Annotated in this window: 21 protein-coding genes; 16 read left to right on the top strand and 5 right to left on the bottom strand. The window is 31.2% G+C overall.

Features of this window, described 5'->3' with window-relative positions:
* Positions 1-7 precede the first annotated feature (7 nt).
* From GFJ94_RS03990 to hisIE, 14 genes are all read left to right on the top strand, one after another.
* The gene (locus GFJ94_RS03990) at positions 8-670 is read left to right on the top strand and encodes a response regulator transcription factor (RefSeq protein WP_153200298.1); all 663 of its coding nucleotides are present in this window, start codon (positions 8-10) and stop codon (positions 668-670) included.
* A complete protein-coding gene (locus GFJ94_RS03985) occupies positions 663-2,048 on the top strand; it encodes a HAMP domain-containing sensor histidine kinase (protein ID WP_153200297.1) in 1,386 nt (461 codons plus the stop codon). The genes GFJ94_RS03990 and GFJ94_RS03985 overlap by 8 nt, the downstream gene beginning before the upstream one ends.
* 96 nt (positions 2,049-2,144) lie before the next feature.
* Positions 2,145-2,519 carry a hypothetical protein gene (locus GFJ94_RS03980; protein ID WP_153200296.1) on the top strand — a complete coding sequence of 125 codons (375 nt, stop codon included), beginning with the start codon at positions 2,145-2,147 and terminating at the stop codon, positions 2,517-2,519.
* 93 nt (positions 2,520-2,612) lie between these two features.
* Complete coding sequence (locus tag GFJ94_RS03975) at positions 2,613-6,950, top strand: CusA/CzcA family heavy metal efflux RND transporter (protein WP_153200295.1); 4,338 nt, start codon at positions 2,613-2,615, stop codon at positions 6,948-6,950.
* A gap of 7 nt (positions 6,951-6,957) precedes the next feature.
* Positions 6,958-8,070, top strand: coding sequence for an efflux RND transporter periplasmic adaptor subunit (locus GFJ94_RS03970; protein WP_153200294.1), 1,113 nt, complete (start codon positions 6,958-6,960; stop codon positions 8,068-8,070).
* Between the two features lie 11 nt (positions 8,071-8,081).
* Positions 8,082-8,582, top strand: a complete 501-nt coding sequence (locus GFJ94_RS03965; protein ID WP_153200293.1) for a hypothetical protein — start codon at positions 8,082-8,084, stop codon at positions 8,580-8,582.
* 256 nt (positions 8,583-8,838) lie between these two features.
* Complete coding sequence (hisG, locus tag GFJ94_RS03960) at positions 8,839-9,696, top strand: ATP phosphoribosyltransferase (protein WP_153200292.1); 858 nt, start codon at positions 8,839-8,841, stop codon at positions 9,694-9,696.
* Positions 9,697-9,731: 35 nt separating this feature from the next.
* Positions 9,732-11,012 (top strand): histidinol dehydrogenase, encoded by a 1,281-nt coding sequence (gene hisD, locus GFJ94_RS03955; protein ID WP_153200291.1) that lies wholly within the window; start codon positions 9,732-9,734, stop codon positions 11,010-11,012.
* A 52-nt stretch (positions 11,013-11,064) separates the two neighbouring features.
* The gene (gene hisC / locus GFJ94_RS03950; protein WP_153200290.1) at positions 11,065-12,105 is read left to right on the top strand and encodes a histidinol-phosphate transaminase; all 1,041 of its coding nucleotides are present in this window, start codon (positions 11,065-11,067) and stop codon (positions 12,103-12,105) included.
* Positions 12,098-13,234: a bifunctional histidinol-phosphatase/imidazoleglycerol-phosphate dehydratase HisB gene (gene hisB, locus GFJ94_RS03945; RefSeq protein WP_153200289.1), complete on the top strand. Its 1,137-nt coding sequence runs from the start codon at positions 12,098-12,100 to the stop codon at positions 13,232-13,234. The genes hisC and hisB overlap by 8 nt, the downstream gene beginning before the upstream one ends.
* Before the next feature lie 78 nt (positions 13,235-13,312).
* Positions 13,313-13,894 (top strand): imidazole glycerol phosphate synthase subunit HisH, encoded by a 582-nt coding sequence (gene hisH, locus GFJ94_RS03940; protein ID WP_153200288.1) that lies wholly within the window; start codon positions 13,313-13,315, stop codon positions 13,892-13,894.
* A 36-nt stretch (positions 13,895-13,930) separates the two neighbouring features.
* Positions 13,931-14,656 carry a 1-(5-phosphoribosyl)-5-[(5-phosphoribosylamino)methylideneamino]imidazole-4-carboxamide isomerase gene (hisA, locus tag GFJ94_RS03935; protein WP_153200287.1) on the top strand — a complete coding sequence of 242 codons (726 nt, stop codon included), beginning with the start codon at positions 13,931-13,933 and terminating at the stop codon, positions 14,654-14,656.
* Between the two features lie 3 nt (positions 14,657-14,659).
* Positions 14,660-15,415: an imidazole glycerol phosphate synthase subunit HisF gene (gene hisF, locus GFJ94_RS03930; protein WP_153200286.1), complete on the top strand. Its 756-nt coding sequence runs from the start codon at positions 14,660-14,662 to the stop codon at positions 15,413-15,415.
* Positions 15,416-15,487: 72 nt separating this feature from the next.
* Positions 15,488-16,087, top strand: coding sequence for a bifunctional phosphoribosyl-AMP cyclohydrolase/phosphoribosyl-ATP diphosphatase HisIE (gene hisIE, locus GFJ94_RS03925; RefSeq protein WP_153200285.1), 600 nt, complete (start codon positions 15,488-15,490; stop codon positions 16,085-16,087).
* Between the two features lie 13 nt (positions 16,088-16,100).
* Here hisIE and GFJ94_RS03920 read toward each other — a convergent pair whose 3' ends face one another.
* Entirely contained in the window at positions 16,101-17,045 is a 945-nt protein-coding gene (locus GFJ94_RS03920; protein ID WP_153200284.1) for a hypothetical protein, read from the bottom strand.
* Positions 17,046-17,145: 100 nt separating this feature from the next.
* Here GFJ94_RS03920 and GFJ94_RS03915 point away from each other — a divergent pair, with 100 nt between their 5' ends.
* Together GFJ94_RS03915 and GFJ94_RS03910 are read left to right on the top strand one after the other, a co-directional pair.
* Positions 17,146-17,535, top strand: a complete 390-nt coding sequence (locus GFJ94_RS03915) for an acyl-CoA thioesterase (RefSeq protein ID WP_133606912.1) — start codon at positions 17,146-17,148, stop codon at positions 17,533-17,535.
* Positions 17,536-17,652: 117 nt separating this feature from the next.
* Positions 17,653-18,321, top strand: a complete 669-nt coding sequence (locus tag GFJ94_RS03910; protein WP_153200283.1) for a DUF2461 domain-containing protein — start codon at positions 17,653-17,655, stop codon at positions 18,319-18,321.
* Positions 18,322-18,395: 74 nt separating this feature from the next.
* Here the strand turns inward: GFJ94_RS03910 and GFJ94_RS03905 are convergent, their stop codons facing one another.
* The 4 genes from GFJ94_RS03905 to GFJ94_RS03890 form a co-directional block, all read right to left on the bottom strand.
* Positions 18,396-18,782 (bottom strand): glyoxalase, encoded by a 387-nt coding sequence (locus GFJ94_RS03905; protein ID WP_153200282.1) that lies wholly within the window; start codon positions 18,780-18,782, stop codon positions 18,396-18,398.
* 85 nt (positions 18,783-18,867) lie between these two features.
* Positions 18,868-20,112, bottom strand: coding sequence for a mechanosensitive ion channel family protein (locus tag GFJ94_RS03900; protein ID WP_153200281.1), 1,245 nt, complete (start codon positions 20,110-20,112; stop codon positions 18,868-18,870).
* Positions 20,112-20,390, bottom strand: a complete 279-nt coding sequence (locus GFJ94_RS03895; RefSeq protein ID WP_153200280.1) for a DUF3817 domain-containing protein — start codon at positions 20,388-20,390, stop codon at positions 20,112-20,114. The genes GFJ94_RS03900 and GFJ94_RS03895 overlap by 1 nt, the downstream gene beginning before the upstream one ends.
* A complete protein-coding gene (locus GFJ94_RS03890; RefSeq protein ID WP_153200279.1) occupies positions 20,387-20,995 on the bottom strand; it encodes a YqaA family protein in 609 nt (202 codons plus the stop codon). Before GFJ94_RS03890 ends, GFJ94_RS03895 begins: the two co-directional genes overlap by 4 nt.
* Between the last annotated feature and the right edge of the window lie 114 nt (positions 20,996-21,109).

Genomic DNA, 21,109 nt, shown 5'->3' with positions numbered 1-21,109 from the left:
TGTTATTATGCACATTCTAATTGTTGAAGACGAAAAAGGTATAGTAGATTTTCTAAAGCAAGGTTTAGAAGAAGAAAATTATACCATATCAACAGCCTTTGATGGTGTAGAAGGTTTAAAAAAAGCTATAGAATTGCCTGTTGATTTAATCTTGTTAGATTGGATGTTGCCAAAAATGCAAGGAATTGAAGTATGCAAAAACATTCGAAATGAAAAAACAAATTTGCCTATTATTTTTTTAACGGCTAAAGACACGGTTCAAGAAACCATCGAAGGCTTAAAAGCTGGTGCAAATGATTATATCAAAAAACCATTTTCGTTTGAAGAACTTTTAGAGCGTATTAAAATTCATTTTAGAACAAAAGATGATGCCAAAATACTAACTTTGGGAAATATTACATTAGATAAATCGAAATTTCAGGTTTTTGTTGATAATAGCGAAATTTCTCTAACACAACGCGAATTTGAACTATTAGAATATTTAATAAAAAATAAAGGAACCGTTTGTACAAGAAATAAAATCATTGAAGATGTTTGGGACATTCATTTTGAATACGATACAGGTGTTATTGATGTTTTTATGAATGCAATTCGAAAAAAGTTAAATCTCACAAAAGACCAAGATTTGATAAAAACAATCCGCGGAGTTGGATATATAGCAAATGACTAATTTTTTTTCATTTTCATTTAAAAACAGAATTGCTTTCAACTATATCTTGAGCAGTTCAATACTTATTGCAATTGTTTTTCTTTCTATTTTTAATATTGTAAAATATAGTGTAAACCAACACGTTAATGAAGAAATTCACGAAGAATTACACAAACATTTAGACGATGTTTCTACCGATTCTAACGACACCTATTTAATTCAGGTAGATCAATGGAGAGCACGCGAACACAATTCTATCAGTGTAAATCCTGTTTTTGTGGAGTTTTATGACACAAATAAGCAACTCATAGACAAATCTCCAAATTTAAAAAATACAGATATTTCGTTATTAGATAGTACTAAAAATGATAAATTTACCGATACTAAATTAAACGGAATTCCGGTTCGGCAAATTCAAACTCCAATTATAAATAAAGAAAAAGTTGTTGGCTATTTGGTTGTTGCTATGTCTTTAGAAGATTTTGAGATTGTTAAAATTCTTAAAAAAATCTTATTAATTACATATCCTTTAATTTTATTTCTACTATTTTTAATAGCAAGATTTTTTGCAGGAAAAAGCATTAAACCTGTGAGTACAATTATTGATACTTCAAGTCAAATTACAAAAGACAACTTAAAAACACGTATTCCGCTTCCTGTAAACAAAGACGAATTGTATGTTTTATCGCAAAACATCAACAATCTCTTAGATAGAGTGGAAAATGCAATTGAGCGAGAAAAGCAATTTACTTCTGATGCTTCACACGAATTACGAACGCCGTTAGCTGTAATGAAAGGGACAATGGAAGTTTTAATTAGAAAACCAAGAAACCAAGAAGAATATGAGGAAAAAATTAATTTTTGTATATCAGAAGTTGATCGTTTGAATCATATGGTAGATCAATTATTACTTTTGGCAAGATTTGAAAACCAAAAGCAAAATATTAAAAACGAAACCATTTATTTGAACGCAATAATTTTAGATAATTTAACGCGTTTTTCTCAAAAAATAGAGCATAAAAAACTCAAAGTAATTACAAATTTTTCAGAAGATTTTTATGTTCAATCAGATAGTTATTTGGTTTCAATTATAATAAGTAACTTGATTTCAAACGCTTTAAAATATTCAAATAATAACGAGGTTGTAACCATAATTTTAATCAATGAAGGCAATCAAATTAACTTTAAAATTTCAAATAATGGAATTGGAATTGCTCCAACTGATATAGCTAAAATATTCAATTCATTTTATCGCTCTGATGTAACAAATCAATCTGAAGTTAAAGGCACAGGTTTAGGACTTTCGATTGTAAAAAGACTTTGTGATTTACTAAAATTTGAAATCTCAGTAGAAAGCAAATTACACCAAAGCACCACTTTTGTTTTAAGTTTCCTTTAGCCAAACTTAAGTAGTTCTTAAGTTTTTTCCTATTTATATTCTTTACATTTGTATTGTAGTTTTTAGTATCTTTATAAGATGCTCAAATTGTGTAAAATGAACAAATTAATTGCTTATTTTCTTATTTCGATATTTATGTGTGCAAACACATCAGTCGGGCAATTTTTAAAAGTTCCAAATTTAATAGAACATTTCAACGAACATAAAAATGAATTAACTACAAATTCAATTTCATTTATTGATTATATTGTTTCGCATTATTCTAAAAATGCCGATAACAATCAAGATCACGAAGATTTACCCTTTAAAACATTGGATAATTCGTCAAGCACATTATTTGCATTTTCTATAATTACCTATCAAATTCAAGTTGTAAAATCTATAATTTCTACTCAAAAGAAATTCTTTTATAATAAATCTTTTAAATCCAATTTGGTTGCTTCAATTTGGTTGCCTCCTAAATTATTCTAATATTTTTGTTTTAATAATTGATTCATTTATGATGATTCAATCATGTTTATTCTAAAAAGATAAATATCATTTCATATATTAAAATTTACTAAAATGTTAGAAAAAATTATAGCCTTCAGTCTAAAAAATAAACTCATAATTCTTTTATTTACAATTGGTGTTGTTGGATTTGGTTTGTTTTCAGTTTTCCAAATTTCAATTGGAGCTGTGCCTGATGTTACTAATAATCAGGTACAAGTAATTACAACATCTCGCAATCTTTCTACTCAAGATATCGAACAATATATTACCTATCCCGTAGAAATTGAAATGGCGAATTTGCCTGGTGTAACCGAAATACGTTCCATTTCAAAATTCGGATTATCTGTGGTAACCATTGTTTTTGAAGAAGAAATCGGAACGTATTTACCCAGACAATTAATCGCGGAAAAAATTAAAACCGCGACAGAAAAAATTCCAGAAGGCTTTGGAACACCAGAAATGGGACCAATTACCACTGGTTTAGGCGAAATCTATCAATATACTTTAGAAGTAAAACCCGAATTCAAAAATCAATATTCGGTTACCGATTTGCGAACCATTCAAGATTGGGTCGTAAAAAGACAATTATCAGGAATCAAAGGAGTAGTTGAAATCAATACTTGGGGTGGCTATTTAAAACAATATGAAATAGCTATCAATCCAGCAAGTTTAAAGGCAATGAACATTTCTACAACTGATGTTTTTACAGCTTTAGAAAAAAACAATAGCATTGCTGGTGGTTCGTATATTGAAAAAACTAATCAAAGCTATTTCATTCGTGGCGAAGGAAAAGTAAATTCCGCTCAAGATATTGAAAACATTGTCGTTAAAAACGATTCTGGTTTGCCAATTTATATTAAAGATATCGCTAAAGTACAATTTGGTCATGCCAATCGTTTTGGTGCGATTACTGGAAATGGAGAAGGTGAGAAGGTTTTAGGTCAAGTAATGATGCTAAAAGGAGGCAATTCAAAACAAGTAATTGAAGATGTAAAACATAGAGTTACTGAAATTGAAAAAACACTACCAGAAGGCGTTTACATCAATGGATTTTTAGAACGAAGTGAATTAGTAGGAAAAACTACGTTTACTGTTGCTGAAAACTTGATTTTAGGTTGTTTAATCGTAATTTTTGTTGTGGTTTTATTGTTAGGAAATTGGCGTTCAGGATTAGTTGTGGCTTCCGTTATTCCACTTTGTTTATTATTTGCAATATCCTTTATGAATATTTTTGGAATTGATGCCAATTTAATGAGTTTAGGGGCGATAGATTTCGGAATTATAATCGACGGAGCCGTAATTATCGTTGAATTCATTGCTTTTCAAATTGCTCATAAATCCAGACATTTAGTCGGTTTAGCCAAAGAAGAGTGTCAGTTAGAAATTGACCAAATTACCTATAAAAGTGCATCTAAAATGATGAATTCGGCTATTTTTGGGCAGTTAATCATTCTTATAGTATTTATTCCAATTCTTTCTTTATCAGGTGTAGAAGGAAAAATGTTCAAACCTATGGCAATGACATTTAGTTTTGCTTTAGTTGGTGCGATGTTATTCTGTTTTACTTACGTTCCTGTTGCGGCTTCATTGTTTTTAAAACCGCAAGAAGAAAACCCAAAATCAATTTCAAATCGTTTAATTAATAAATTGAATTCTTGGTATTTACCTGTGATTACTTGGGCTTTAGGCAATACTAAAAAAGTACTTTATGGAGCTGTTGGTTTATTGTTTTTAGCTATTGGATTGTTTGCAACTATGGGAGGAGAATTTATTCCAACATTAGACGAAGGTGATTTTGTAATTCAACCCGTTTTAAAAACAGGAACATCACTCTCTAAGACCATTGAAACTACGACTAAAATTGAAAAAATAATTCTTAAAAATTTCCCAGAAGTTTCTCAAGTAGTCAGTAGAATTGGTGCTGCGGAAGTGCCAACCGATCCAATGAGTATGGAAGAAAGTGATATTATCGTAAAATTAAAACCAAAATCAGAATGGGTTTCTGCCGATTCCAAAGATGAATTAGCAGATAAAATAAAAGCGGCTTTAGAAGAGAAAATTCCAAACATGGAAATCGAATTTACACAACCTATTGAAATGCGTTTCAACGAATTAATTTCAGGTTCTCGTTCCGATGTTGCCATTAAAATTTTTGGTGAAGATTTAGATATTTTAGCCAAAAAAGCACACGAAATCGAAAAAGCAATTAAAAATGTGGAAGGTGCATCGGATATTATCATCGAAAAAACGGAAGGTTTGCCTCAAATGTTCGTCCAATACGACCGAAGTAAAATTGCTCGTTATGGCTTAAATATTGCCGATTTAAACGAAATGATTGCTTTAGGATTCGCTGGAAAAACCGTTGGAAACGTTTTTGAAGGCGAAAAACGTTTTGATATGGTCATTCGATTAGATAAAACCAACAGAACCGATATTGAAGACTTGCGAAATCTATATGTTTCCACTCCAAATGGCGAGCAAATTCCATTAAGAGAATTAGCTGTTATCGAGTATACAGAAGGTCCAGCTAAAATTTCAAGAGACAATACCAATCGAAGAATTATTGTAGGAATCAACGTAAGAAACCGCGATTTACAGAGTGTTGTGGATGATGTTAAGCAAATTATTGATACTGAAATTGATTTGCCAACTGGCTATCGCGTTAACTATGGCGGACAATTTGAAAACTTACAAAGTGCAAAAGCCCGATTGTTAATTGCCGTGCCAATTGCCTTATTTTTAATATTTATTTTGTTGCATTTTGCTTTTGGATCTATTAAAGAAGCTTTAACGGTGTATTCAGCAATTCCTTTATCGGCAGTTGGTGGCGTGTTGTATTTATGGATACGAGATTTACCATTTAGTATTTCGGCAGGTGTTGGATTTATTGCATTATTCGGAATTGCAGTGCTAAACGGAATCGTACTAATTGAACATTTTAAAGAATTGAAACACAGTGGTATGAAAGATATGAACGAACTAATTTTAAAAGGAACCACCGATAGACTTCGCCCAGTTTTATTAACTGCCGCTGCAGCTGCTTTAGGGTTTTTGCCAATGGCAATTTCATCATCGGCAGGAGCTGAGGTACAACGCCCATTAGCTACCGTAGTTATTGGTGGATTGTTCACCGCAACACTTTTAACCATGATTGTTTTACCTATTTTATTCAAAGTTTTTGATGAGAAAGAATTCAAAAAACCAAAATTCAAAAAACACCTAAACGGAACTTATATTTTGATATTTTTATTGGGTACAAGTTTTGGTTTTGCTCAAGAAAATAATGCGGAATTAGATTCAATTATGGCTAAAGCATTACAAAACAATAAATTAGTAAAAGCTGGACAATTGCAAATTGATAAAGCAAATGCAAACGTAAAAACTGCTTATTCTTTTGATAAAACGAATGTATATTATAGCTATGACCAAAATAATTTAGCGCTAAATAACGAACCCTTAAAAGTATTTGGAGTGCAGCAATCATTTGCTTTTCCAACAGTTTATGGTGCTCAAAAAAAGGTATATAAAGCCGAATTAGAAAGTCAAAAGGCTTCTTTCGAATTGCAAAAAAACAAACTCAAATTAGAAGTTTCAAAAGTATATCATCAAATTGTATATGTGCAACATCAGGAAAAATTATATAAATATTTAGATAGTTTGTACCAAAATTTCTCTAAAGCAAGCGACCGAAGATTTGAATTAGGAGAAACCAATTACTTGGAAAAAATAACCGCAGAAGCTAAATTTAGACAAATTAGAACCAAACTTTCGCAATTAGATAAAGAGAAAAAAGCGCAATTAGAATTATTGCAAGCTTTAGTACAAGCGGAGGAAAAAATTAAAGTAAAAACGAATGAGATTAAACCTATCAATAATGCGTTAAACACTTCAAGTAAAGAATTGTATAGTTCTTATTTAGAAATTGTTACAAATAAATATAAATCTAATGAACAACTCCAAAAACAGAATTGGTTACCCGATTTAAACGTGGAATATTTTAAAGGAAGAAATAGCGGAATTTCGCAATCTTTATATGGATTTCAAGTAGGTGTTGCTGTTCCAATATTGTTTAATGGGAATGTTGCTAAATCTAAAGTTGCCAAATTAGAAACACAAGCTTGGGAACAACAAAAACAACATGAGTTAATTAAAATTGATGCACATATCAACCAGAAAAACAGTGAATTAGAACAATACAACCAAGCCATCGATTACTATAATCAATACGGAAAAAAAGTTTCTCAAGAGATTATTAAAGTAGCTAACATGAGTTACAAACATGGTGAAATTGATTTTTTTCAATTCATACAAAGTTTAGAAAATGCAACCACTATTCAAGTTGATTATTTAGATGCCCTAAACCAATACAACAAAACACAATTAGACTTACAATATATTAACATACAATAATTTACAAATGAAAAAACTATTTTACATAGCAACAATAGCATCACTTTTATTTTCATGCAAACAAGAAATTGCAGAAGAAAAAGTAGTTGATGACGGATTGATTTCGGTGACTGAAGCCCAATTTCAATCGTCAAAAATGGAAATAGGTTCACCAATGGAACAAGATTTCGAAGTTACAGTCAAATCATCTGGAAAAATTGATGTTCCACCACAATATCGAGCTAAAGTAACCACATTTTTAGGCGGTTATGTTAAAGCTACCAAATTATTAGTTGGTGATAAAGTTGCAAAAGGACAAGCTTTGATTACCTTAGAAAACACCGATTATTTGGATTTACAAAAGGATTATGTAGAAGTTGCCGAGCAAATTAACTATTTGAAATCAGAATTTGAGCGCCAGAAAACGTTGTACAATGAAAAAATCACTTCACAAAAAAACTATCTAAAAGCAGAAAGCGATTACCGCCAAGCAAAAGGAATGTATCAAGGCTTAGGCGAAAAATTAGTGTTGTTAAACATCAATCCAGCTAATGTTGAGCGTGGAAAATTTACTTCACAAATTACAATTTCTGCACCAATTTCTGGTGATGTAACAGTAATGAATGCAAATGTTGGCATGTTTATGTCACCATCAGATGTTATTTTAGAAATTGTAGACACCAATTATTTACACCTGAATTTAAGCATTTTTGAAAAAGACATTTTACATGTAAAACAAGGTCAAAAAATCACTTTTAAAGTACCCGAAGCAAGTAAAGAACAATTCAGTTCTAACGTACAATTAGTCGGAAAATCGATAGAAAGTAAAAATAGAACGATTTCGGTTTTTGGCACTTTATCACTTGATATAAAAGGAAAATTGTTATCTGGAATGTTTGTAGAGGCTAACATAATTACAGCTGCTAAAAAAGGATTTGGAGTTCCATCTGATGCAATCATTACAGAAAATGACAAACATTATGTATTGGTTTTAAACAGTAAAACATCAGATTATAAATTCAAAAAAGTTGCTGTTACGGTAGGTGAAAAATCAGAAAAATTCATTGAAATTATGCTTGATGATACTATTAACGCTCAAACAAAATTACTAACAAAAGGAGTATTCGAATTAACTAATTAAAAATAGAGATTATGAATCAAGCACATTTGCACATGGTTTTTAATCATTTTCCAATCATTGGATTATTTTTTGGCATAGGAATTTTAGCCTTTGGGATTTTTAAAAAGCACACCATTTTGGTTAATACGGCTTATGTAATGTTCATTTTTTGTATGATTATGGCAAAAGCAACCATGATGACAGGAGAAGGAGCAGAAGAAATTGTTGAAGAATTAGGCACTTCACACGAAATCATTCACGAACATGAAGAAATCGCTGAAACCTTTATGAAAGTACTTTATGTATTAGGAATTCTTTCTATTTTAGGATTAGTTGCTAACATTAAAAAACACGGAAAAGCTTCAATTGTTTCTTATGTTGTTATAATTTTAGCCATTGGTTCAGCCGTTTTGTCTAAAAATGTTGGCACTTCTGGAGGTGAAATTCGTCATACTGAAATCAGAGAAAATGCTAATAATAGCAAAGCTTCAATAGAAAATAGAGAGCAAGAATTAGACAACGATGATCATTAAACAAAAAATAAATTTTCAAAAACTTTTGTTTATTCGAAAAATTAGTTGTTATATTTGCGGTGTTAAATAATAACAGAAATTATGTTTTTAAATCAATTACATCATCATCATCATACCTCCGCTCAAGCGAAGTAATGATGTTATGTAATTAATCCATATAAATCAGAAACCCGTTTGAGTACATCAAGCGGGTTTTTTGTTGTTAAGCATTTTTTAAAATCCCTTGGTGTACTTTTTTTAAATAAAAAACAAAAAAATGAACACATTAAAAATTGCTATTCAAAAATCAGGTCGCCTTCACGATGAAAGTATTCAAATCTTAAAAGATTGTGGAATTTCAGTGTACAATGGAAACGACCAACTCAAAGTTACCGCTTCCAATTTTCCTTTAGAAGTGTATTATTTACGTAATTCCGATATTCCTCAATATTTGATTGATGGCGTAGTTGATATTGCGATTGTAGGAGATAATCTTTTGGTTGAAAAAGGTCAAAATATTCAAATTGCAGAAAAATTAGGTTTTTCCAAATGTAAAGTTTCTGTTGCTGTTCCAAAAGGTTTTAATTATACTTCAATTCAAGATTTAAACGGATTAAGAGTTGCCACTTCCTATCCAAAAACGGTTGTGGATTACTTTTCTTCGAAAGGAATTTCCGTTGATATTCACCAAATCTCAGGTTCAGTTGAAATTGCCCCAAATATCGGATTGTCTGATGCCATTGTAGACATCGTTTCCAGCGGAAGCACTTTATTTAAAAACGGCTTAAAAGAAGTAGAAGTAATCTTAAAAAGCGAAGCCGTTTTAGCGGTTTCTCCACAAATTTCAGAAGAAGCAAAGCAATTAGTTTCGAAACTTCAATTTAGAATCCAATCCGTTTTACGTTCCAGAAAATCAAAATATATTTTGATGAATGTACCCAATGACAAAATTTCTGAAATCAGTACAATTCTTCCTGTTTTAAAAAGTCCAACCGTTATGCCTTTAGCAGAAGAAGGTTGGAGTAGTGTTCACTCCGTAATTGATGAAGATAAATTTTGGGAAGTCATTGACCAATTAAAAGAAGCCGGAGCAGAAGGAATTTTAGTTTGCCCAATTGAAAAAATGGTTTTATAGAAGAAAATAGAATAAAGAAATTAGAATAAAGAATCATGAAAAAAATATTCAACCCACAACCCGAAACTTGGTCAGAAATTTGCAAAAGACCAACGCAAACCTTCACAGATGTAGAAGAAACAGTGAAGCAAATTTTCAAAGAGGTGCAACAAAAAGGAGACAAAGCCATTGCAAAATATGCGTCTTTCTTTGATGGTGTAAATTTAGAAAATATTCAAGTAACTCCAGAAGAAATTGAAATCGCTAAAAAAGAAGTTTCAAATGAGTTAAAAGAAGCCATTCAATTAGCAAAATCAAATATTGAACAATTTCATTCAGCCCAAAAAACGGATAAAATTGTAGTTGAAACTACTATCGGAGTTACATGTTGGCAAGAAAAACGTCCAATTCAAAAAGTTGGTTTATACATTCCAGGCGGAACGGCTCCTTTGTTTTCAACGGTTTTAATGTTGGCTGTTCCTTCAAAATTAGCAGGTTGTAAAGAAATTATTATGTGTACGCCTTCTGATAAAAACGGAAAAATAAATGCTGCAATTTTGTATGCTGCTGATTTATGTGGTGTAACTAAAATCTATAAAGTAGGCGGAATTCAAGCAATTGCCGGAATGACTTTCGGAACAGAAACCATTCCACAAGTGTATAAAATTTTCGGGCCTGGAAATCAATTTGTAACTATTGCCAAACAATTTGCTTCTCAAAATGGAGTAGCGATTGATATGCCAGCAGGACCAAGTGAGTTGTTAGTTTATGCTGATGAAACCGCTATTCCAAGCTTCGTAGCTTCCGATTTATTAAGTCAAGCTGAACATGGAAAAGACAGCCAAGTGATTTTGGTTACCACCAATAAAAATGTTTTAAACGATGTAGAAGAAGAAGTCTATAAGCAATTGAAAGAACTTCCAAGACAAGAAATTGCTCAAGTAGCTATTAATAATTCCAAATTAATCTTCGTTGAAAACGAAAAAACAGCTTTATCGTTAATAAACGAATACGGTCCAGAACATTTCATCGTTTGTTCAAAAAACGAAGATTATTTTGTGGACGGAATTCAAAATGCGGGTTCGATTTTCATTGGAAATTTCACTCCAGAAAGTGCAGGAGATTACGCTTCAGGAACCAATCACACTTTACCTACAAACGGTTATTCTAAAAGTTATAGTGGTGTAAACTTAGATAGTTTTCTAAAAGCTATGACCTTTCAAAAAATATCAGAAACAGGTATTCAAAACATCGGAAAAGCAATAGAAACTATGGCAGAAGCAGAAGGTTTACAAGCACATAAAAACGCAGTTACATTAAGACTAAAAAATAATTAAAATTGTCATTTCGACCAAAGGGAGAAATCACATAATAAAAGATAAAAAAAATATGAATATTGATTCATTAATCCGAGAAAACGTCAAAAAACTGAACCCATATTCTTCTGCACGCGATGAATTTGAACAGTTTACAAGACAAATGATATATTTAGATGCAAATGAAAATCCATTTACAAATGGTATAAATCGTTATCCTGATCCACAACAAAAAGATTTAAAAGCGATAATTGCAGCTAAAAAAGAAATTTATAGTGAAAATATTTTGTTAGGAAACGGTAGTGATGAAGTTTTAGATTTGATTTTCAGAGCCTTCTGTGAGTCAAATCGAGATAATATCATCACATTACCTCCAACATACGGAATGTATGGCGTTTTGGCTAATATCAATGCTATCGAAAACCGCGAAGTAATACTTAATGACGAATTTCAGCCGAATGTAGATGCAATTTTGAATGCAGTTGACGCCAATACAAAAATCATCTTTTTGTGTTCGCCCAATAATCCAACAGGAAATTCATTTTCAGACGAATCTATCATTAGAATTCTAAATAATTTTAATGGTTTAGTTGTTTTAGATGAAGCCTACATAGATTTTTCGGAACACAAAAGTTGGTTAAACGAATTGAACGATTTTCCAAATTTAATCATTACACAAACTTTATCAAAAGCGTATGCAATGGCTGGTTTACGAATTGGAATTTTGTACGCTTCAAAGCCTATCATTGCAGTGCTAAACAAAATAAAGCCACCATATAATGTAAATATTCTTTCACAAGAAACTGCTGAAAAAAAATTATTGCAAAGCACATTAAAAGCACAAGTAAGAAAAATTTTAGTTGAAAAAGAAAAATTGATTGTTGCTTTAAAATCAACTAAATTTATAGAAAAAATATTTCCTTCTGATGCGAATTTTATTTTAGTAAAAGTAGATGATGCGAACTTTAGATACCAACAATTTTTAGAAAATGGAGTAGTAGTTCGCAACAGAAGTAATCAACCTTTATGCGAAAATTGTTTGAGAATTACAATAGGAAATAAAGAAGAAAACGAACGAGTAATTGAATTATTTAAATCTATCAATAATGGCTAAAAAAGTATTATTCATCGACCGCGATGGAACAATTATAAAAGAAACTATCGACGAACAAATTGATGGTTTTGATAAAATGATTTTCTACCCAAAATGTCTTTCGTTCTTGAGTAAAATTGCGAAAGAATTAGATTATGAATTGGTAATGATTACCAACCAAGATGGTTTAGGAACAGATAAATTTCCTGAAGAAACCTTTTGGCCAGTTCATAATTTTATCATGAAAACCTATGAAAACGAAGGTGTTTTTTTTGATAAGGTTTTCTTAGACAGAACTTTTCCTCATGAAAATGCGAACACTCGTAAACCTGGAACTGGATTATTAACTGCTTATTTTTCTGAGGATTATGATTTAGAAAATTCATTTGTGATTGGTGATCGATTAACTGATGTGGAATTGGCTAAAAATTTAGGTTCAAAAGCAATTTTTATCAACGACAATACTAATTTAGGAACTACAGAAATCTCGGTTAAACAAGAAGAATTACAACCTACCATTGCTTTCGAAACAAACGATTGGCAACAGATTTATGAGTTTCTAAAATTAAAAAACAGAACTGCTTCAATTTACCGAAAAACAAACGAAACAGAAATTGGTATAACACTTAATTTAGATGGAACAGGAAAAAGTAAAATCAATACCGGAATTCCTTTTTTTGACCATATGTTAGACCAATTAGCTCGTCACGGACAAATGGATTTAGAAATTGCTGTAATTGGCGATTTAGAAGTAGACGAACACCACACTATTGAGGATACCGCTATAGCTTTAGGAGAAGTTTTTGCAAAAGCGTTAGGTAACAAATTAGGTATCGAACGTTACGGATTTTGTTTACCAATGGACGATTGTTTAGCGCAAGTAGCGATTGATTTTGGGGGAAGAAACTGGTTAGTTTGGGAAGCCGAATTTAAACGTGAAATGATTGGTCAAATGCCAACGGAAATGTTTTTTCACTTCTTCAAATCGTTCACAGATGGTGCGAAAGCGAATTTAAACATCAAAGCAGAAGGAACAAACGAACACCACAAAATTGAAGCGATTTTTAAAGCCTTCGCAAAAGCCATAAAAGCTGCTGTAAAACGCGATGCAGAAAAAATGATATTACCCTCAACTAAAGGAATGTTGTAAAATAAGCCACAGATTAAATAGATTAACACGGATTACAAAATCCTGAAAATCCTTTAATCCGTGGCAAAAAATAAAAAAATGAAAATAGCTATTATAGATTACGGAGCCGGAAATGTACAAAGTGTTTTATTCGCTATAGAACGACTTGGTTTTGAAGGAAATGTTACGAATGATTGGAACACCATAAAATCGGCTGATAAAGTTATTTTTCCTGGTGTAGGTGAGGCGAGTAGTGCCATGAAAATGTTACAAGAAAGTGGTTTAGATGTATTAATTCCAACCTTAAAACAACCGGTTTTAGGAATTTGTTTGGGTATGCAATTGATGTGTAAATATACGGAAGAAGGTAATACGAATGGATTAGGAATTTTTGATGTCAATGTGGTGAAATTCTCAAACGAGGTAAAAGTCCCTCAAATGGGCTGGAATACGATTTACAATCTGAAATCGCCATTATTTGCTGGAATCAAAGAAAATGAATTCATGTATTTGGTGCACAGTTATTATGCGTCTTTATCTGAAAATACAATTGCTACCACGAATTATGAACAAGAATACAGCACAGCATTACAACGCAATAATTTCTTCGGAGTACAATTTCACCCAGAAAAGAGTGGAATCTTTGGAGAACAAATTTTGAAAAACTTTTTAAACTTATAATTGGAGCTTAAAATTGCTCTTGAAATTCAACTTTATATGAGAATAATTCCAGCAATAGATATCATCGACGGAAAATGCGTCCGACTTTCCAAAGGCGATTACGATACGAAGAAAATATACAACGAAAATCCGTTAGAAGTGGCCAAATCATTTGAAGCACACGGAATTCAGTATTTGCATTTGGTTGATTTAGACGGAGCCAAATCAAGTCGAATTGTAAATTATAAAGTATTAGAACAAATAGCTTCAAAAACCAATCTAAAAATCGACTTTGGCGGTGGTTTAAAATCGGATGACGATTTAAAAATTGCTTTTGAAAGTGGTGCCCGTCAAATCACGGGTGGAAGTATTGCCATCAAACAACCAGAGGTTTTCAAAAGTTGGATTCAGCAATACGGAACAGATAAAATCATTTTAGGGGCTGATGCTATGAATGAAAAAGTAGCGATTTCAGGGTGGTTAGAAGAATCTAAAGAAGAAGTTATTCCGTTTATTCAAAACTATCAACAAGAAGGTATTCAATATGTGATTTGTACAGATATTTCAAAAGACGGTATGCTAGAAGGCCCAAGTTTTGAATTATACCAAAGAATTTTAGAACAAACTAAAGATTTAAAACTGATTGCTTCTGGAGGAATTTCCACTTTTGATGAGCTTCCTAAGTTAGCTGAATTAGGTTGTGAAGGAACTATAATTGGAAAGGCTATTTACGAAAACAGAATCAGCTTAAAGCAATTGGAAAATTACATTTTAAACAACTAAAAAATGCTAACAAAAAGAATCATTCCCTGCTTAGACATAAAAAACGGTCGAACCGTTAAAGGTGTTAATTTTGTGGATTTAAAAGATGCCGGTGATCCGGTGGAATTGGCAAAGAAATATGCAGAAACAGGTGCTGACGAACTAGTTTTCTTAGATATTTCAGCCACAGAAGAACGTCGCGCAACATTAATCGATCTGGTTCGAAAGGTTGCTGCTACGATTAATATTCCGTTTACGGTTGGTGGTGGTATTTCAACTGTAGCAGATGTAGATGTACTACTTCGCAATGGAGCAGATAAAATTTCGATTAATTCCTCAGCTGTTAAAAATCCAAATTTGATTAATGAAATTGCTGCAAAATATGGAAGTCAGTGCGTGGTGGTTGCCATAGATGCCAAACAAATTGATGGAGATTGGATAGTACATTTAGTTGGCGGAAAAGTACCTACGGAATTAAATTTATTCGATTGGGCAAAAGAAGTAGAGCAACGTGGCGCTGGAGAAATTCTATTCACCTCGATGAACAATGACGGAACCAAAAACGGTTTTGCAAATGAAGCTTTAGCTAAATTATCCGAAATCGTAAACATTCCCATTATAGCTTCTGGTGGTGCGGGAACAATGGAACATTTCGCGGAAACATTTATCACCGGAAAAGCTGATGCCGCATTAGCAGCTAGTGTTTTTCACTATCAAGAAATCGAAATTCCAGAATTAAAACAGTTTTTAAAGAATCAAAATATTGCAATTAGAGTGTAACTTTTATGAACTTAAAGACCAACTCAATTTAACGAATCAACTTATATGACTTATATGTTTAAAAATAAAACTATGAATATCAATTTCAACAAAACACCAGACAACCTTATCCCAGCCATTATCCAAGACAGCGAAACTAAAAATGTTTTAATGTTAGGCTATATGAATCAAGAAGCTCTTGACCAAACTTTGGCTACCAATAAAGTAACTTTCTTCAGTCGAACTAAAAACCGATTATGGACAAAAGGCGAGGAGAGTGGCAACTTCTTAGAACTAGTTTCAATTAAAGAAGATTGCGATAATGATACGCTTTTAGTAAAAGTAAAACCCGCTGGTCCAACTTGTCACACAGGTTTAGATACATGTTGGCAAGAAACTAATAATCAAGAATTTGGGTTTTTATCAAAATTAGAAAATACTATTACAAAACGCAAAGAAAATGCCGATGCTGAAAAGAGTTATGTAGCCTCATTATTTGCAAAAGGCATTAACAAAATTGCTCAAAAAGTAGGCGAGGAAGCAGTTGAAGTAGTCATTGAAGCCAAAGACAACAATGACGATTTATTCCTATCAGAAAGTGCCGATTTATTGTTTCACTACTTAATTTTATTGCAAGCGAAAGGTTTTCAGTTGCAAGATGTAGTGGAAGTTTTGAAAGGAAGGGAGAAGTAATCAAAAACAAAAATCAATTATAATTTTCACATATTTTTCGACATTGTTCTGTTGTCTTTATAATTGATTTTTTTGGTAATTTCAACCATTTTTCAATTTCAGATTTATTATTTATATACATATTATAAGTTTTAGTATTTTTTAATTTCACCAATTCTATTTCATTTTTTTCATTTTTTATTAGTTTTTCTTTGAGCTCAATAAGATTTTCACGAGTATATTTTAACCAATCCATATTAGCAAATTGAATATTTGAATTTTTTAAAATATAGAGTTTTAAAATATCTTCTTGCCAAGCATAACTTAGCTGATTATCGCAATCAATAATTACGCAAGTTTCTTTTGGTAAATTCTCTAAAAATGGAATTAATTCATTTTTCCAAGTTGCATTTCCACTTATTCCTCCCCATATTTTATATTCTAATGGATTTTCTGAAATTTTTCTGATTGGTAAACCAGAAAAATAAGGTCGATATGATTTGTCCAAAATTTTCAATCCTTCATTATCCTTAACAACGGAATAGATAAATTCAAAAAAACTATCGATTAATTTTAATTCTGAATGATATTTTTTTGATTGTAGATTAATATTTCTTGTGATTAGTTTAGAAGTAGTTCCATTTTTATTAAAAAAATTAATAGAAAATCCGCCTCCATCCATAGCTTGTTCAGATTTATGAATAATTGAATCTGGAATGTTTAAATTTATTTCGCCTTTAAACTTAATGAATTGCTCGTTATTAAATTTATAAGTTTTATCTGAAATTATATGATATGAATTATCAGATATTTTATATTTCATAATACACTTTACTTCATTATTTTTAAAGTCAATTTGGTATTCTGTATCTGGATATTTGAAATAATTAAATTCAATAATTACTTTCTCTAGAATATCATTTTGAGCATTTAAAATGCTATTAAATAAAATGAAGAAAAAAATGAATAGCTTTTTCATTAATTTAATATGGTTTTAATTGTAATTATGTATGAAGTAATTTTCCTCAAATATATCCAAATTTCTCCAAAAATTCTTACCTTTAAAATAAAAATTCAAGATGCGATTTCATACCAGAAAATGGGTAAAACCCGAAGATTTGAATGCCAACGGAACTTTATTCGGTGGTAAATTATTGGCTTGGATAGACGAAGAAGCTGCTTTGTATTCGATTGTACAATTGGAAAATCCGAAAGTGGTAACCAAGTTTATGAGTGAAATTAATTTCATGAGTGCCGCCAAACAAGGCGATATTGTTGAGATTGGTTTAGATGTGGCGCATTTTGGGAAATCGTCGTTAGTATTGAAATGTGAAGTTCGTAATATGATGACCCGTGAAAAAATAATCACGATTGATAACATTACGATGGTAAACTTAGGTGAAGATGGAAAACCAAAACCACATGGCAAAACCCAAATCGAATTTATTGAAGATCGATTGAAAAAATAATTATCTCGTGTTGTCAAGCTGAACTCGTTTCGGCTTCTAATCAATCATTAAAAAATTCTGAAATCGGAGATTCAACGAAGTTAAACAAGTTCAGAATGACAAAATTGCTATATAACTATGATAAATAAATCAACCTTAGAATTCTTAACGCAACTAAATGAAAACAACGACCGAGATTGGTTTGCGGCGAATAAAAAAGCCTTTGAAATCGAACAAAAGTTAGCCAAATCGTTTTTTACAACGGTTGGTGAGCAATTGGGAAAGATTGATAGTATTGAACGTATTCAAATTTTTAGAATTTATCGCGATGTGCGTTTTTCTAAAGACAAAGCACCTTATAAAAATCATTTTAGCGTTGGGTTCACCCGAACAAAACCCATGCTTCGTGGCGGTTACTATTTACACATTGAACCTGGAGGAAGTTTTGTAGGTGGCGGTTTTTGGGAACCAAATGCTGTCGATTTGAATCGCATTCGTAAAGAATTTGAAATGGATGATGAAGAAATCAGGACTATCATAGCTGATGAAACATTCAAGAAATTCTTTGGAGAATTGAAAGGTGAGGAGTTAAAAACTGCTCCAAAAGGTTTCGATAAAACGCATCCAGCGATTGATTTGATTCGTAAAAAACAATATTTATTGACTCGAAACTTTTCGGACAAAGAAGTGTTGGCTCCTAATTTTCAAGAAGAAGTTTTAGCTACTTTTCAAGCCATGCGACCATTCTTCGATTATATGAGCGATGTTTTGAGTACGGATTTGAATGGAGAGTCTTTGTATAATTAGTCAGTTTTTCAATGTGCCGATGTGTCAATTTTATTCTTTTCATTGGCACATTGACTTATTGTCTTATTGCCAAATTAAATAATTTGAATATGGCTTTTTAAACGTTCAATTAGTAAATTCATCATGCGTTTATTTAAGTTAGATGAATTTTGAATGTATTCTTTATATTCGGAAATCGTAAACATTCCAATGATAATGCCTTTTAATGAATTTCTAAACTTGATATCACGCTGAATGGCATTTTCAATATAAACCAATTTCTTTTCGGGTGTTAATGAGAAAAAGGCGTTTTTTTGTTTGATAGCATAATTTCTAAAAACTTCGATAAATAAATCATTCTGAAACTTTAAAATTGGGCGAAGAGTTTGGTTTTGAAACTTTTCTTCAGAGCTCGAATTTTCAAAAATGGTTCCGATAGATTCACCTCTAATTTCTAAAATAGCTTCGTCTTTAGTTTTCATGATGTTTTTCTTTATAGTTGTTTAAAGTTAAAAAAAATAACCTCCAATTTCTTGAAGGTTATTTTAAGTTATTAAGAATCAGTTGTTAATTACTTTGTTTGTTTGGAGTACTTATAAATTCAAACACTTCTAAATCAAAATAGGGTAAAGAAGCAATTAAATGGTCAAAAATATCAGCCATAATGTGCTCATAATTTAACCAAGTTTTATCTTTTGAAAAACAGTAGATTTCTAAAGGAATGCCTTTTTCTGTTGGTTGTAAATGTCGAACCATCAAATGCATGTCTTTGTTAATTCCTGGATGTGATAAGATGTATTGATTTATATATTTTCGGAATAAACCTAAATTTGTCAAATTTCTTCCGTTTACAATAACACATTTATTGATTCTGTTGTTGGTATTGTATTTATCAATATCAGCTTGGCGGTGTTCAATATAAGCTGTTAAGTATTGTATTTTCTTAAAATTTTCCAACTCATCTGTTTGGATAAAACGAACCGAATTGGCTTTAATTAAAATATGACGTTTAATTCTTCTTCCATTAGAATCTAACATACCACGCCAGTTTTTAAAACTATCCGATATTAAGCTGTATGTAGGAATGGTGGTGGTTGTATTGTCAAAATTTCGAACTTTTACCGTTGCTAAATTGATTTCGATAACATCACCATCAGCACCAAATTTATCCATTGTAATCCAATCGCCAATACGAACCATATCATTTACAGAAACCGAAATACTAGCTACAAAACCCAGAATAGTATCTTTAAAAATAAGGAAAATTAAGGCTGAAATGGCTCCGAAAGTAGTTACTAATGTTTTTACATTGGTATCAAACATTATCAATACAAAGGAAGTAATTCCGAAAATCCATAAAACAATCATAATTACTTGAATGTAGCTATCAATAGGTTTGTCGCTAAAACGCGGCTTTTGTTTTAAATAATCTCTAAGCGAATTGAAAATACTTCGGGTAATCCAAAGCGATAAGATAATAATATAAATTTTAATTCCTTTTTCAAAAATATATTCCCAATAGGTAAAACTTTTTAAAATAACAGGAACAGTTTTGTAAATAAAAAGTAAAGGAACTAAATGTGCTAAATATTTGGCCGTTTTATTAGCCACAAGAAAATCATCAAAAGACGATTTTGTTCTAGCAGCTACAATTGCCAAGAAAATAATGAAGAGCTTTTTGAAAAGATAGTCTAAAATATAAGCAACAACTATAAGAACAACAATATTGATAGCCAAATTCAAATAAGAAGAAAGCGCATCGCTAAAATCGAAACTTTTAAAAATATCGTATGCCCAATTAAAGATTTTCATTATGTATTTTGAAGGTGTTTTTTCTCAATATAAAACGTTCCAAATGGAATTATTGAAGCTAAACAAACAATTGCGAATGTTTTAAAATTCCATTTTTGTTCATTTTTGATTAAAAAAGCAAAAGCAATGTACAAAATAAAAAGAATTCCATGAGCCATTCCAATGTTTTTTACATAAATATCATCTCCACCAATATATTTCATTGGCATAGCAAAAAATAATAAACCGATTAATGAAAGTCCTTCTAATAATGCGATTGATCTAAATGATTTTATCATGATAGTGCAGAGTAAATTACAAATCCGTAAATTATGAATCGGAAGAAACGCAACAAGGCAAACAAAAAGAAATGTTTTCTCGAATAGTTTATCATACCTGCAGCCAAACAAGCAATTGCAAAAGGTAAAGGTAATAAAGCGCCAACTGCGATTAAAAATCCGCCCCATTTTTGCATATTAATAATGTGTTTCGACATTTTTCCATACAAATACTTATTAATTGAAGGAATTGCAACAATTGCCATTCCCATAAAATAAGCAATTACACCGCCTAAATATGATAAAAAAGCTAAAATAGATAGATAGAGTAGTGGTGATTCGGTGTTTTTTGTCCAAGCAATAAAAATATCGGGTGGAATTAATCCTAAAACGCTTTCAGAAGCAAGGAATACACTAAAAATAAATAAATCGCTGAAGTTTTGAGTAATATATACTAAGCCTTCATTCAAATTAATTACTTTATAATTAACATAGAAAAGAATAGCAACAATAACAGCTGTTGGCAATATAGCTCCTTTAACACCTTGCCATATGAAAGAATAGAAACCAGTATATTTATAGTATTGATGTAGTAGTTTTACTTTCGATTTTTTTACTTTAGACATTGGGAATTTATATTTTAAACAAAATTAGTTGGTTTACTAATATAATAGCGTTAAGAAAAACAAAAAAATCGGTAAATTTATTTACCGATTTGTATTATGTAAAATAGAATTTAG

It is taken from the genome of Flavobacterium sp. LMO8, assembly GCF_009495755.1.
Classification (GTDB): Bacteria; Bacteroidota; Bacteroidia; order Flavobacteriales; family Flavobacteriaceae; genus Flavobacterium.
Note: the sequence above shows the minus strand (reverse complement) of the source record. Positions and strands in the feature narration are given on the sequence as shown.